The sequence below is a fragment of the Halioxenophilus sp. WMMB6 genome (assembly GCF_033283405.1).
GTDB lineage: Bacteria > Pseudomonadota > Gammaproteobacteria > Pseudomonadales > Cellvibrionaceae > Halioxenophilus.
This window is the reverse complement of the sequence record NZ_JAWMQR010000005.1, coordinates 95,290-109,824: the sequence shown is the minus strand read 5'-3', so window position 1 is coordinate 109,824 and position 14,535 is coordinate 95,290. Positions and strand designations below refer to the sequence as shown.

14 protein-coding genes are annotated in these 14,535 nt (G+C 58.7%); all 14 read right to left on the bottom strand.

The features are described 5' to 3' along the window. Nucleotides 1-128: 128 nt before the first annotated feature. Nucleotides 129-2,168, bottom strand: a complete 2,040-nt coding sequence (locus tag SBL51_RS13730) for a vWA domain-containing protein (protein WP_317931560.1) — start codon at nt 2,166-2,168, stop codon at nt 129-131. Nucleotides 2,169-2,395: 227 nt separating this feature from the next. Beyond that, nucleotides 2,396-2,779, bottom strand: a complete 384-nt coding sequence (locus tag SBL51_RS13725; RefSeq protein WP_317931559.1) for a hypothetical protein — start codon at nt 2,777-2,779, stop codon at nt 2,396-2,398. A gap of 60 nt (nt 2,780-2,839) precedes the next feature. Then, nucleotides 2,840-3,304 carry a YcgN family cysteine cluster protein gene (locus SBL51_RS13720; RefSeq protein ID WP_317931773.1) on the bottom strand — a complete coding sequence of 155 codons (465 nt, stop codon included), beginning with the start codon at nt 3,302-3,304 and terminating at the stop codon, nt 2,840-2,842. 1 nt (nt 3,305) lies between these two features. Next, nucleotides 3,306-3,599: a YcgL domain-containing protein gene (locus SBL51_RS13715; protein WP_317931558.1), complete on the bottom strand. Its 294-nt coding sequence runs from the start codon at nt 3,597-3,599 to the stop codon at nt 3,306-3,308. Between the two features lie 3 nt (nt 3,600-3,602). Continuing rightward, the gene (rnd, locus tag SBL51_RS13710; protein WP_317931557.1) at nt 3,603-4,760 is read right to left on the bottom strand and encodes a ribonuclease D; all 1,158 of its coding nucleotides are present in this window, start codon (nt 4,758-4,760) and stop codon (nt 3,603-3,605) included. Nucleotides 4,761-4,774: 14 nt separating this feature from the next. Next, a complete protein-coding gene (gene recR / locus SBL51_RS13705; protein WP_317931555.1) occupies nt 4,775-5,374 on the bottom strand; it encodes a recombination mediator RecR in 600 nt (199 codons plus the stop codon). A 30-nt stretch (nt 5,375-5,404) separates the two neighbouring features. Next, nucleotides 5,405-5,728, bottom strand: coding sequence for a YbaB/EbfC family nucleoid-associated protein (locus SBL51_RS13700; protein ID WP_317931554.1), 324 nt, complete (start codon nt 5,726-5,728; stop codon nt 5,405-5,407). Between the two features lie 69 nt (nt 5,729-5,797). Then, nucleotides 5,798-7,969: a DNA polymerase III subunit gamma/tau gene (dnaX, locus tag SBL51_RS13695; protein WP_317931553.1), complete on the bottom strand. Its 2,172-nt coding sequence runs from the start codon at nt 7,967-7,969 to the stop codon at nt 5,798-5,800. 134 nt (nt 7,970-8,103) lie between these two features. Beyond that, nucleotides 8,104-9,501, bottom strand: a complete 1,398-nt coding sequence (thrC, locus tag SBL51_RS13690) for a threonine synthase (protein ID WP_317931551.1) — start codon at nt 9,499-9,501, stop codon at nt 8,104-8,106. A gap of 47 nt (nt 9,502-9,548) precedes the next feature. After that, on the bottom strand, nt 9,549-10,853 hold the full coding sequence (locus SBL51_RS13685; RefSeq protein ID WP_317931550.1) for a homoserine dehydrogenase: 1,305 nt from the start codon (nt 10,851-10,853) through the stop codon (nt 9,549-9,551). A 134-nt stretch (nt 10,854-10,987) separates the two neighbouring features. Continuing rightward, nucleotides 10,988-12,235 (bottom strand): glycosyltransferase family 4 protein, encoded by a 1,248-nt coding sequence (locus SBL51_RS13680; protein ID WP_317931549.1) that lies wholly within the window; start codon nt 12,233-12,235, stop codon nt 10,988-10,990. Nucleotides 12,236-12,263: 28 nt separating this feature from the next. Further along, on the bottom strand, nt 12,264-13,082 hold the full coding sequence (locus SBL51_RS13675; RefSeq protein WP_317931548.1) for a thioredoxin fold domain-containing protein: 819 nt from the start codon (nt 13,080-13,082) through the stop codon (nt 12,264-12,266). Between the two features lie 185 nt (nt 13,083-13,267). Continuing rightward, nucleotides 13,268-13,618, bottom strand: coding sequence for a 50S ribosomal protein L19 (gene rplS / locus SBL51_RS13670; protein WP_317931547.1), 351 nt, complete (start codon nt 13,616-13,618; stop codon nt 13,268-13,270). 91 nt (nt 13,619-13,709) lie between these two features. Beyond that, nucleotides 13,710-14,501: a tRNA (guanosine(37)-N1)-methyltransferase TrmD gene (trmD, locus tag SBL51_RS13665; RefSeq protein WP_317931546.1), complete on the bottom strand. Its 792-nt coding sequence runs from the start codon at nt 14,499-14,501 to the stop codon at nt 13,710-13,712. Nucleotides 14,502-14,535: the final 34 nt, after the last annotated feature.

Sequence of the window (14,535 nt, the reverse complement as noted above, 5' to 3'; positions counted from 1 at the left end):
GAGCGGAGAGTTTCAGTTGGGGGCAGTAACAGCGGCGGCGCACCCCGGTTACCCCAGCGGTTAGGGTAACGGGGAACAGGTTGCCAGGTGAGCGGGTTGTTTAGTAAAGGGAAAGGAACAGGTGGCCGTTAAGACTTTTTATCGTTGTCATCGTCATCCACCCCAAAGTCGTCGAGGGTGAACTCCCCGTCATCGTCATCGTCCTCGATTGACGCGAGATCAGCGGTGGCTTCCGCCAGCATGGCGTCCAGGTCGTCCATAGGAGCATCCGGCATACTGCCCTGGCCGCTATCCATCTCCAGCTCGAGACCGAGAGCATCGTCGCTGGAGAGATCGGTGGCATCGGTGAAAGCATCCTCCAGATCATCATCAACGATATCAGCCATGGCCAGCGAGCCTGAACTCACCCCTGGTTTGTCTGCTGTTGGAGCCTCTTCCTTGCTGGTTTTCGCTTTGGCGACGGGCTCGGGCTCTGCTTCAACCTCTTTTGGCGTACCCATAATCAGCTTATAGGCGGCAAAAGCGAGGCCAAAGATCATCAGGTTACCCAGGCCCAGCAATAGATAAACCCACCAGGGAGTACCGCTGGCCTTGGCTGGCGCGGGAGCCGGGGGCAACTCCTCTGGCTGGGCGACGGGCGCCGGTTCCGGTACGGGTTCACTGACCGCTTCCGGCTCACTCCCCTCGGGATAACGGAAGTTGATAACGGGGTGCTGATACTGATACCGGTTGCCGCTGGTCTCAACCACATCGATGGCCAGGCTGATTTGATACTCGCCCTCCTCAGCCGGGCTGTATTTCAGTAGCCAGTCATCCACCTGCGTCAGCGGAACTGGCAGTATGGCGGTTTGCCCAGAGGGCGATGTAATACGCGCAATAACGCTCGACTGTGCCAAGTCTACCGACTGCATGTAGGGGATTACATGCAGTTCGTAGGGCATGCCCGGCTGGGGCCCGGCCTGAAAATCAACAGCGAAGGCGTCGCGCACACTCACCGAGTGGCGGAACTGGCGTTGAAAGCTCTTGCCATCGAGGGCGATGGTCACCTGGAAATCACCCAGTTCATCGAAGTGGGCCAAGCGGGTGCGGTAAACCCCCTCCTCCGGAGTATCGGTCAAATCATCCTGCCAGGTCTGCTCACCCTGTTTGGTATCCACATTGAGCGTCAGCAGCCGTAAAAAATCGTGATCGGTGATGGTTTTGCCATCCTCCTGCAGACGTACATCCACCGGCAGCGCCTGCCCTCGAAAGAGGTTGATGGGCATGGGTTTGACCAGCAGATTCAAGTTACTGACCACCGTCACCCGGCTGTCGGGGGCAATGCCTGTCTCGACAAACCACTCCCCTTCCAGTGGCCGTTTAAGAGTGATCAGGTCGTAGTCATCGCCGGAGTGCCAATTGACATCCGGGTCTGCCTGCACGCTTGTGGCGCTGTAGCGGGTTAAATCCGGGCCAACCAGCACCGTTGGCGCAGCCACCGTTTTACGGAAAATGAGCGCGGTGAACTCTTCAACGCTGGAGTCGATAACAAAACTGTCGCCACTGAGCGGCACCTGCTCACCTGGGGCGGCTTGGTCAAAGGCGGCCAGAAAGGCCTTCATCAGTTCATCGGCGGTTTTTGCCACCGCCGCTTTGCCGCCGGTGGCCAGAGCAATCTTGTTAAGCAGCTGGGTGTCGGCCTTATCCGACAAGGCAATGGTGTGCACCCGCACGCCGGCCTCAACCAGCTTGGGCACCACCTCATCGATAATCCGCCGCCACTCGGCCTGATTAGCCTCGGGGTCGCGGTCGATATCAACCATGCCATCGGTTAGCAGAATAAGGCTGGTTTGGTAGTTGCTGTCGGGCCGGGCACGATCGTAGGTGGCCTTCTCCAGCGCCTCGCCAATATTGGTGAACAGGCCCACGGAGTTGATCTCCGACGACTTCTCCTTGGCCGACGCCAGCCATTGGTCGTCCACCGGGCGGTGGGGGATCAACATGTTGACGTACTGACCAAAGGTCCATACCCCCGCCTTGCTGCCCTCGGGCAGCAGCTGTACCAGCAGCTCCACCGCCGGCTGGCGCAGGTTATTGGGGTCATTCAGCTTCATGCTGCCCGAGATATCCACCACCAGGCGCACATCGGCGGCCGCGGGTTGGGCCTGGGTGAATGGGGTTACAGACATTACCAGGAGAGCCAGTAGACAAGTCAGCAAGCCTGCTTGGCGGTGGGCGTTGAAGGGCAATATTCTCACAAACCGTCCTAATTTTTTGTGATTGGGGGTGCTCTCTAGACTCTAGATCGGCCTGCGCCAGATTAATTAACCTAACGCACAAGCCAAAGCTACTTTATTAGAGATTTAACTAAGTCTAGTGCAGTTTGTGAAAACCGAAGGGGAGTAAGGGGATAAAGCTACTCAGTGGCGGGATCGGCGGGTGGCGACGGCTCCATTTTTTTGCCGGGTAGCGCTTTTCGGATCAGGCCGGCCAGCAACACCGTCACCGGGTAGAGCAGCGCCGCCAGGCCAACCACTGTGGCAAAGGTGGGGCCAACGCGGGCAAAGCCGATATCGCGCAGAAAAACGCCTTCAAACATCATAATCAGCCAGGCCGGCGCCATCATCAGTGAACCACCCTCAATGTTATAGGGCATCACCAGGGCCACGGCCACCATCAGCAGGCTCGGGTAACGCAGCCAGCTCACCCAGCTGCGGGAGATGCGCCACCAAACCGCCGTGAGCAAAACAGAGCCCGCCAAATAGGCCATCCACGCATTAAAATATTCGTTTTCAGTCATTACCGGTTTGTCGCCTTAAAACCTATCAAATCGAAAGCCATGCACCTGTTAGCGGCTCACCTAAACCCAGCGAACGATGCGTTCCTCAAATTGCTCGAGCGGCACCTCGGTTTCTGAGACGCAGCGCCCCTGCACCGACCGCTTGAACTGATGCACCGACGCCGGGTCGCCCGAGATCAACGGATGCCAACGCTGCAACTGACGCCCCTCGCCCAGAGTGCGGTAGGCACAGGAGGCCGGCAGCCAGTAGAGCTCGGGCAGATTATCGGGGGTAAACTCCAGGCAATCGGGTATCTGCTGGTGGCGGTTGTGGTAGTCACCACAACGCACCTGGTCGGTATCGAGCAGGCGACAGGCGATATCGGTGTAGTAGAGCTCATCGGTCTCGTCGTCGATCAGCTTGTGCAGGCAACACTTGCCGCAGCCATCGCACAGCGCCTCCCACTCGGGTTTGCTCATCTCCGCCAGCGGTTTGTGCAGCCAATACTGGCTCGCCCGCAACGCCTGCCAGCTGTCGCCGGCCATGCTAGCGGCCACTCAACTTACTGTTGGCCAGCGCGATTTCGCGCATCTCGCTGGCCTCCTCTTTCGGCAGCTGCAGGTAGAAGCCCTGCGCCTTCAGCGCCGCCAGCACCTTGTTGATATCGGCATTAGCCAGTTTACGTTCGGGCGTTAACAGTAGCGTCATGGCCGACTTAGGTTTGCCAAAGCGTTCCAATAGCGCCTCCGGCACCCGCGCGAGCCCCTGGGCCTTCTCCACGTAGAGATACATATCGGCCACCCTGCTGCTTTTTAACACTTCGCAGATAACTTTCTTCATAAACTACCTGTTTACCGCGGTAAATTGTTCGGCGCTGTCGAGCAGCTCGTCACCGATCACCGATCGGCGCCAGCCACTACCGAGCCGTGCGCTCAACTCCGGCTCACGCCCCTCGTACAGAGAGCGCAATAGCACCTGCATATCGGCCTTGCGCACCAGCACCTCGGCGGGCAAATCCAGCCCCTCGGCCACCTGATTGACCCGCTCTTTGAGCGCTTTGTTCATATCCCCTACCGTTGGTGGCAGCGGCTTGGCGATGCGCGGCGGCCAGCTGGATTGGTCAGCGGCCAGGGTATCGTGTACCAGGGCGACAATGTGGGCGCCATATTCTCGCAAAAAGCGGCCATGAATTCCGTCCACGGTCGATAATTTTGCCAAATGGGGCGGTTTAATTTCAGCGATGGCCTGCAGTACGGCATCTTTGGCGATACGGTTGCGGGGGACATTGCTGCGCCTTGCCTCCTCTTCACGCCAGCGACAGACCGCTTTCAACACCGCCAAACTGGGTCGGTTGAGCTTCCAGGCCAGTTTCAGCTTGAGGTAGTAGTCTTCATCCACCAGTTGCGTGTCGGTGGCCTGATCGAGCATATTCTGGCAATCCTCCAGCACCCAAGGCAGCCGCTCGGAGGACTTTAACTGGGTGAGCAACTTGCCATAGACCAGCAGCAGGTGCGCAACATCCAGAGCGGCGTAGCGCTTCTGCACCTCGCCCAGAGGCCTCGCCAACCAGTCGGAGCGGGTGGCATCCTTGGGCAATTCGACGTTGAACATCGCCTTCACCAGATTGGCGTAACCCACGCTGAAGCCGTAGCCGCAGAAGGCAGCGGCCAGTTGCGTATCAAACAGCGGTGCCGGCAGCACGCCAAAACAGACGCGGAACACCTCAAGATCTTCCGAGCAGGCGTGCAACACCTTGGTGACGCCTGGGTTCAGCAGCAGTGCCCGGAAGGCTTCATGGTCAGCCAAGTGCAGCGGATCGATCAGGTAGTGCTCTTCACCATCGGCGAGCTGAATTAAGCCCGGTTTGGGAAAGAAAGTATCGGTACGAACGAACTCGGTATCCAAGGCAACGGCGCCCTGACGGCTCCATTTTTGGCACAGTTCGGTGAGTTCTGCTGGCGCTTCCAGCCAGTGATAGCGCAGATCTTCGCTATGGGGCATGATCAACTTCAACGTTAAAACTCAATGACTTTGCGGCTACTGAGGGCATGGGCAAGTGTGCCGCCATCCAGGTACTCCAGTTCGCCCCCCAGGGGGACTCCCTGCGCCAGGCGGCTCACCGTCACCTCGGCTCGACGCGCCATCTCCGCCACGAAGTGGGCAGTCGCCTCCCCTTCCACCGTGGCGTTGGTGGCCAGCACCACCTCATTGATATCCCCGGATTGGAGCTGGGCATCAAGCACATCCAGGCCCAGGTCGGTGGGGCCGATGCCATCAATGGGGGAGAGATGGCCGTGCAGCACAAAATAGCGGCCGCTGAAAACGCCAGACTGCTCAAAGGCGATGACATCGGCCGGACTCTCCACCACACAGACGATACCAGCATCGCGCTTGTTGCTGCGGCAGATCATGCAGAGCTCATGTTCGGTAAGGGTGCGGCAGCGGTTGCAACGGCGCACCCCCTCCACCGCCTTGGTGAGCGATTCTGCCAGCCGCAAGGCGCCGGGTAGATTGTGCTCCAGCAGGTGCAACGCCATACGCTGCGCGGACTTGGGCCCAACTCCGGGCAGTACGCGCAGCGCTTGCATTAATTCATCAATGAGTGGGCTAAACACAGCGGATCGCTTAACGGCTCGATGGGAAAATTAGAAAGGCATTTTGAAGCCAGGAGGAATCGGCATACCGGCGGTGAGCTGGCTCATCTTCTCCCGGTTGGCCTCTTCCACTTTACGCACGGCGTCGTTCACAGCGGCGGCCAACAGATCTTCGAGCAGCTCTTTCTCCTCCGACATCAGGCTCGGGTCGATGGAAACCGACTTTACATCGTGACGCCCGGTCATCGTCACCGCCACCAGGCCGGCACCGGACTCACCGCGCACCTCAAAGTTGGCCATCTCCTCCTGCATTTTCTGCATCTGGCCCTGCATCTCCTGGGCTTGCTTCATGATATCGCCAAGGCCTTTAAACATAGTCATGCACCTGTATTCGCCAAAAAATGAAAGGGACACCGCACTGCATTATAGAGCCGCACGGCCTTCTCACAAGGTGGGTTCGATTTTTTCAGGATCAACCTCAAGCCCGAAATCCTGTACCAAGCGCTGTACCAAGGGGTCGCTCCGCACCAGTGATACCGCCTGGGCATGCCGCTCGTTGCGCAGGCGTATAGCCAGTGCTGCCGGGGTTTCGGAGTCGACCACCCCCAGCTCAATGGCGACGCTGAGCGGGCGGTCGAAATAGTTACTGAGCAGCTCGGCAAAGCGCGCCTGGTGATCCTCGTTATAGAGGGTAGCGTTGGCTTCATCCAGCACAAAGTGCAACTGGTCGCCCTCGCGCCCGTTGAAGACACAGTTTGAGACGGTGCTCTGCAATACCCCGGCAGCCCCAATTTGTGGGTAGAGCTGTAGCCAGCTGTCGCGATTAAGCGCTTCCAGCGCTATGGCTTTTGGCGGCTCCTCCGCTACCGGTGCTGGCGCTATTGGCGCCGCAGCCACGGGGCTCACGGGCGGTTGTGACTGGGGTTGCGGCGCCAGTGGTTGCGCGGTTAGGCGTTCAGGCGTGGGCGCAGCAACCATCGGATTGGGTGTCGGTACGGGTTCCGGTGCCGCTACAGAGGCTGATTCCGGTTCCGCCGGCAGTTGCCCAAAATCGGACGGCGCGCTGGCGAAGTACTCATCTTCCGCCGAACCGTATCCCGCAGGTTCGGCCATCAGCTCCTCGTCACGATCGGAACCACCAAAAGCCATCGCTGCGTGAGCGGGTGTAGCCGCCGTCGGGTTTGATTGAACAGTGGTTGATGGCACAGGGGTGGCTGGCACAGGTGTTGATTGAACCGGTGCCGGTTGTTCAGGGGCCGTCTCTGCCATCGCTGGTTCAGCCACTGCCGGCGCAACCGGTGCTGGCGCGGGTGGGCTCGGCTCAGGTATCGGTGCGGGTGCGGCTACCGGCTCTCCCCATGGCTCTGGCGACACAGGCGCTGGTGCTTCAGATCGAGCCGCCACCGGGGGTGGCGATTGGGGCTCAGCTTGAGGCTTTTTTGCCTCGGCACTGTCGGCGCTGGCCGCCTCCGATTGTACGGTTGCCGGCGCTTCTGCCTGTGGCAGAGGCGCCTTGGGCAGGTCAGAAACCCCCTGTGGCTTAAAGGCCAGCATGCGCAACAGGGTCATCTCAAAGCCGGCGCGTGGATCCGGGCTGATCGCTAAATCTTTACGGCCGTGCAGTGCCATCTGGTAGAAGAGCTGTACATCCTCACTGGCGATGGTAGTGGCCAGCTGTTGAATCTGCTCCTGGTCGCCAAAGCTGTTATCGAGCGCTTCCGGCACGGTTTGGGCGATTGCCACCCGGTGCAGCACGCCGATGATATCGGCCAGGGCACCGCCGTAGTCTGGCGAGTGCTCGGCCATGGCGGCCACGGCGGCCAGTACCCGCTTGCCATCCAGGCTGGCCAGGGCCGAGAGCATATCGTGAATAAAGGTCTGGTCGATGGCGCCCAGCATCACGCTGACCTGGGACTCGGTAACCCGGCCGTTACCAAAGGCGATGGCCTGATCGGTGAGGCTGAGCGCATCGCGCATACTGCCATCGGCAGCGCGGGCCAGCTGCCACAGGGCCGGCTCTTCAAAGTTGAGATTCTCCTGCCCCAGCACATGGCTCAGATGGCCGACGATGCGCTCCTGGCTCATGTTTTTCAGGTGGAACTGCAGGCAGCGGGAGAGAATGGTCACCGGTAACTTTTGCGGGTCGGTGGTGGCCAGCAGGAATTTAACGTGGGGGGGCGGCTCCTCCAGGGTCTTCAACAGGGCGTTGAAGCTGTGGCCGGAGAGCATGTGCACTTCGTCGATCAGGTAGACCTTGTAGCGACCGCGGGTGGGGGCGTACTGCACGTTATCCAGCAGCTCACGGGTATCCTCCACCTTGGTGCGCGAGGCGGCATCCACTTCGATCAGGTCAACAAAGCGGCCTTCACTGATCTCAACACAAGCGGAACAGGTGCCGCAGGGGTTGGAGCTGACCCCGGATTCACAGTTGAGGCACTTGGCAAAGATTCGGGCGATGGTGGTTTTACCAACACCGCGGGTACCCGTGAACAGGTAGGCGTGGTGCAGACGATTGTGATCGAGGGCGTTAACCAGCGCGGTAAGGACATGCTCCTGCCCGACCATCTCGTGGAAATTGCGAGGGCGCCACTTGCGCGCAAGTACCTGATAACTCATTCAGTTAGCCGTTGGCCTATCGTCAACAATCGTTGGAGGGTTTCAAAGCGCACCAGTGTACCACAGCCCCGGGCGCTGGCGACTGGCTTGGCAGCCATAGTGAAGCACCCGAAGCGTGACTGGCCAGAGGCCCATTAAGACTTGATCTGCGCCGCCATGTAGCTGTGCACGCCAGCCATGTCGTTGGCCAACACCTGGTAGCGTTCTTCCCGCTCGAACAGGTCGGCCATGTGGTGCGGCAGCGCCGGGGTAGCGACGGCACACGCTTTGGTGACCGCCTCGGGGAACTTGGCCGGGTGGGCAGTAGCGAGGCAGACCACCGGCGTGGTTTTGTCGCGGCGGGTTTTGCGCGCGGCCTGTACACCAATGGCGGTGTGCGGGTCGAGCAGATATTCGGTTTTATCGAACACTTCCGCAATGACTGAGATAGTCTCTTCGTCGTCCAGTCGGTAGCTGGCAAATTCCGCCTGCAGTTTGGCCATTACCTCGGCCGAGAGCGGCATGGCGCCGCCTTTGAACGACTCCATCAGGTCGCGGATGGCTTCGCCGTTGCGGCCGTGCAGGTCGAACAGCAGGCGCTCGAAGTTACTGGAGACCATGATATCCATGGACGGCGACAGCGAATGGACCAATGGCCTTTTGCTGTGGTCATTGGCGCTGATGCAACGGTGCAGAATATCGTTCTGGTTGGTGGCCACGATCAACTGGTCGATGGGCAGGCCCATGCGCTTGGCCAGGTAACCGGCAAAAATATCGCCAAAGTTACCGGTTGGCACCGAGAAAGAGATGGCACGGGCGGGGCCGCCCAGGGCCAAGGCCGCGTAGAAGTAGTAGACAATCTGCACCATGATGCGGGCAAAGTTGATGGAGTTCACCGCCACCAGCTGCCGGCCATCGGGCAGAAAGGATTGATCGGCGAAGCTCGCCTTCACCATGTTCTGGCAGTCGTCGAAGTTACCTTCCAGGGCGATATTAAAGACGTTGTCGTCCAGCACGGTGGTCATCTGCCGGCGCTGCACTTCGCTCACCCGTTGGTAGGGGTGCAGAATGAAAATATCGATATTGTCGCAGTGGCGGCAGCCCTCGATGGCGGCGGAGCCGGTATCACCGGAGGTCGCCCCCATCACCACCACCTTCTGCTGGCGCTTGGCGAGAATAAAATCGAGCAGATTACCTAAAAACTGCAGGGCGAAATCCTTAAAGGCCAGGGTCGGCCCCTGGAACAGCTCCAACACCCACTCGTTGTGGTCAGTCTGTACCAGTGGTGCGATAGCCGGATGACGGAACGACTGGTAGGACTTATCGATTAAGGTTTGCAGGTCGGCATCGGCAATCTCACCGGCAACAAACGGAGCGATAATTTTAAAGGCCAGCTCCTGGTAACTCAGGCCTACCCAGCTGGCGATCTCTTCGCGGCTGAACTGCGGCAGTGTTTCCGGCACATAGAGGCCGCCGTCGCTGGCCAAACCAGTCAACACCACCTCTTCGAAACTCAAGCTTGGCGCCAGACCGCGCGTACTGATGTATTTCACGACATTTATTTCCGTTTAATCTGTTGCTGTTGGGCTCTGCCGGCCAGTTAACTGAGGGATTCCACACGAATGTGGGTCACCTCACCGACGACTGTGGGCAGCGCCTGAATTTTCTCAAGGGCGTTCAGCAGGTGCTGCTCTACGGCACGGTTGGTCAACAGAATAATGGGGGCGGTATCGATATTTTCCGGCTGCTCCTTTTGGATCAGCGCCTCGATACTGACACCCGCCTCACTCAAAATCTGGGTGATGGTGGAGAGTACACCGGGCTTGTCCAGCGCGCTCATACGCACAAAGTAGGCGGTTTCGATCTCGCGGATATCGCGCACGGTGGGCGAACTCAGCTCACCCGGTTGGAAGCCCAAATGGGGTACACGATGTTCCGGGTCGGCGGTAAGGGTGCGGGCCAGGTCGACGATATCGGCGATCACCGCCGAGGCGGTAGGCTCAGCGCCGGCACCGGCGCCGTAATAGAGGGTTGGGCCAACCGCGTCGCCTTTCACCAACACCGCGTTCATCACACCATCGACATTGGCAATCAGCCGTTTTTGCGGAATCAGAGTGGGGTGCACGCGCAGTTCCACGGAATCACCCTCACGCTTGGCGATACCCAGGTGTTTGATGCGGTAACCCAGCTCCTGGGCGTAGGCGACATCTTCGGCGCTTATTTTGGTAATTCCCTCGGTGAAGACCTTGTCGAACTGCAGTGGCATACCAAAGGCGATGGAGGCCAGAATCACCAGCTTGTGGGCGGCGTCTATCCCCTCAACGTCGAAGGTGGGGTCGGCTTCAGCGTAGCCGAGTGCCTGAGCCTCTTTTAATACATCGTCGAAGGCGCGGCCTTTGTCGCGCATCTCCGTCAAAATGAAGTTACCGGTGCCGTTGATAATACCCGCCAGCCATTCGATGCGGTTGGCAGCCAAGCCCTCGCGAATCGCTTTAATGATAGGAATACCACCAGCGACAGCGGCTTCAAAGGCGACAGTGACGCCGGCAGCCTTGGCCTTGGCAAAAATCTCGTTGCCATGCTCGGCAATCAGGGCCTTATTGGCCGTAACCACGTGCTTACCGTTGCTGATCGCCTCCAGCACCAGCTCTTTGGCGACGGTGGTGCCGCCAATCAGCTCCACCAGGATATCCACCTCGGGGTTGCGGGCCACGTCGAAAATATCGCGGCTAACCTGCACGCCGGAGAGGTCGCAGGCGGGGTTATCCCGGCGGGCACCGACGTGGGTAATAATAATGTCACAACCGGCGCGGGCATTAATGTCGCGCTGGTTGCGCGCAACTACATTGAAAGTACCGCTACTGACGGTACCCAGGCCACATAATCCAATTTTTACCGGTTTCAAGCTGCAATCCTCGATGGTTGACTCGTGCTGGTGCCACTTACAAAAAGGTAGGCAACATTACTGGCGCCGGCGGCCGGTGTCAAATGAGCCTGAGCCCTTTTTGCCAGTGCAAACTATGGGGTTTTTCGCGGGGATTACTCCGCTTGTGAGGGCTTGGCTAATCGGCTTTTGGTTTCGATCCAGCGGGAGAAGTATTCGGTGCTGCGCTGATGGTGATGGCGCAGCATGGCGCCGATGAAATTGCGCTGCCGATGCCCTGGCAGGCCGGCTAAAAGCTGGTCAATCTGCGTCATTAATTGCGCGGAGCTGTCGGCCTCGCTGATCGCCCGCGCACAAGCGAGGGCAGACTCAGAGCAGTGCTGCCACTCAGTCGCATCTTCATGTAAAGCCACCATCGCCGCCACCAACTCGGCCGGCTCATCCGCCACCACACCAGGCCAGTCATCACCACCGATCATGGATTCAGCACCGACCGAGGTGGTCACACTCGGCGTGGCTGCTGCCATGGCCAACAGCAGTTTGCCCTTTTGGCCGGCACCGTAACGCAGCGGTGCCACACAGACGCGGGCGCTGGCCATTGCCGTCTGGGCATCTTCCACCCAACCCAGCATATAAAAGCCCTGTTTGGGGTTGTGCAGCTGTTTGGCTTTGGGTGGCATGTAGGCGCCATAGATACGAATCTCGGCACCGGGCAGAGCTCGGCGCACCTCTGGCCACAAGGATTGCAGATAGAGCACCGCATCCCAGTTGGGGGCGTGGCGGAAATTGCCGATGGTGACAAAGCCCTTGCGCTCATCAAAACCGGGCAAAGGCGCTGATCTCTCCCCGGCATGCTGAAGCTGCAAAGGACGCAAAAACAGCAGTGAGTCACGCACACCAAAGTGGTCGAGCAACAGCTGCTGCTCCTCACGAGAGATGATCAGGGAGAGGTCCGAGCGCCAGATGGCGGCAAGCTCGCGCAGGGCCAGGTCGGTATTGAGCTCCTCGGTACTAAATTCCCGGCCGGCCCGATAGGCCTGCTGCCGGCCGTGGCGCAGGCACTGTAAATCGGAGGTATCCAGAATGCGCAGGGCATCCGGGCAGGCCAACTCCACCCGCCAGCCAAACTGCTCTTCCATTAAGAAACGGTCAAACACCACCACATCTGGCGCTACACTGGCCAGCCACTCATCAAAACTGGAATCGTTGACAGCGATGGTTTGGCACTGAATGCCAAGCTCTCTCAGAGGGAAGGAGAGCGGCGTCCACTCCGCCGGGCTGGCAAAGATGACCTGCCACTGGTGTTGGAGAAATGTCTGCAGCAGAGTGAGGGTATTGTGCCCGGCGGCCGAGGCCTGGGGCTCCGGCCACACCCAACCGACAACCACCAGTGTGCGGGCCATAGGTTACTCTGCTGCCTCGAGAAGGTGGTTATTGGGCGGGATCGACCACACCGATACGGGCAGCCAACTCGCGAGCGGGCAGGTAGCCTGGCAACAGCGTGCCGTCATCCAGCAGGATGGCGGGCGTACCATTGACCCCAATGCGGTTGCCAATGGCATACTGCTCGGCGACCGGGTTGTCTTTGCAGACGTTAATCGGCAGCGATTTACGGGCTTTTAGTTGATCCATGGCGGCATTGCGATCTTTGGCACACCAGGCGGTGGCGATCTTCTCATAGGAGGGGGAACCGATTCCGGCTCTGGGGTAAGCCAGGTAGCGCAGCTCGATACCCATCTCATTTAACTTGCCCACCTCTTGATGCAGCCGCTGGCAGTAGCCACAGTCGACATCGGTAAAGACATTAACCACCCCTTTTACCTCGCCTTTGGGCGAGTAGACGATCAGATCATCCTGGTTCTCGTCCAACTCTTTCGCCAAAGCTACCCGCAGCGCCTGACGATCTGCCTCCTGCAGGTTTACAAAGTGGCCCAACTCCACCTTGTACATATCGGTGGCGAGCACATATTGACCATCGGCACTGACAAACAGAATGGGGCCGTTTTCGATCTCGGTTTTATACAGCCCAGGAACAGGGCTCGGCTCCACGGAAGCCACTTTCAACATCGGCCGGGCTTTGGCTATGCCATTGGCTATCGCTTGCTTAATCTCTTCGCTCACTGCGGGTGCGGCGCTCTTCTCTTCTGCCGCGCCATTGGAGCAGGCGGCGGCCACCAGCAGTATCATCCCACCCAGAAAAGGGATGCCAAGGTTACGAAATAGTGGAGTTCGCAATTGAAATAACGCCATAAGAGGGGATCCGAAAACAAACAAGGGTGATTTTTACAACAGATGCGAACGCAGCCGCCTGAATTTAGCGTAACAGGTTTGAGCAGCGATTGCGGGTAAGGTTCCTAACCGGCGGGTTTTAGGCTTAAACGGAGCATTGGGGTAAAAAAAAGCCGGTGCGGGCACCGGCTTTTTGCTTACTTGGCTTAGTTAAGCTTCTCTTTGATTCGAGCCGCTTTACCAGTCAGGTTGCGCAGGTAGTAGAGTTTCGCCTGACGAACATCACCACGACGCTTAACCTGAACGCTATCGACCAGCGGGCTGTGAGTCTGGAAGGTACGCTCCACACCAACACCGTGGGAGATTTTGCGAACGGTGAACGCTGAGTTCAAACCGCGATTGCGCTTGCCAATCACAACACCTTCGAACGCCTGCAGACGCTCACGGTTGCCCTCTTTTACTTTTACCTGAACAACCACAGTGTCACCGGGGCCGAATTCTGGTACGTCAGCTTTTAACTGCTCGTTTTCGAGCTCCTGGATAATTTTGTTGGTCATTTCATTGCTCCTAACAATAGCAAATGTGTCTAGCTTCACAGCTATACGTTGTTTCAAATGTTTAGTGTCGGTGACAGCCCCACAATGGAGGCTAACAGTCACCTTCTGGCCCTGAGGTTTCGCTCTTGGGAGCTGGCTCCAGGTATTCTCTCAAAAGTGTTTCCTGCTCGGCGCTTAAAGCCTTATTGGCCAAAAGCTCCGGGCGCCGTTGCCATGTTCTGCCTAGTGCCTGCTGCAAACGCCAACGGCGGATGCGCTCATGGTTGCCCGAGAGCAGCACGGCTGGCACCGCCTCACCCTTGTACACTTCCGGGCGGGTGTAGTGCGGGCAATCGAGCAAGCCATCGCTGAAGGAGTCCTGCTCCGCCGACTGAGCATGCCCTAATGCCCCAGGCAAAAGGCGAATAACCGTGTCGAGTACCACCATCGCCGCCAACTCACCGCCACTTAGCACGTAGTCACCGATGGAGAGCTCGCTATCCACGTATTTGCGGATAAAGCGCTCGTCTATACCTTCGTAACGACCACACAAAAGCACCAGGTTCGGGCTTTGGGCTAACTCTGCCACCAGTGCCTGCTGCAATGGTTGCCCCTGCGGAGAGAGGTAGATTACCGGTGCCTTCACAGCACCCGCTTGCTCACTCTCTTCGGCCCAGGCTTTGGCGGCGAACAGGGCCTCTTCCAAGGGCTGCATCATCATCAGCATGCCGGGGCCACCGCCATATGGCCGGTCGTCCACCGTGCGATGTTTGTCCCGGGCGAAATCCCGAGGGCTCCAGCAGCGCACTGACAACAAGCCCTGCTTTACCGCGCGGCCAGTAACACCGCATTCGGTAACCGCACTGAACATCTCCGGAAACAGGGTCACAATCGCGATTCGCACACTGATCTCCTGCTTACTGGCAAGCCGTGGCTAA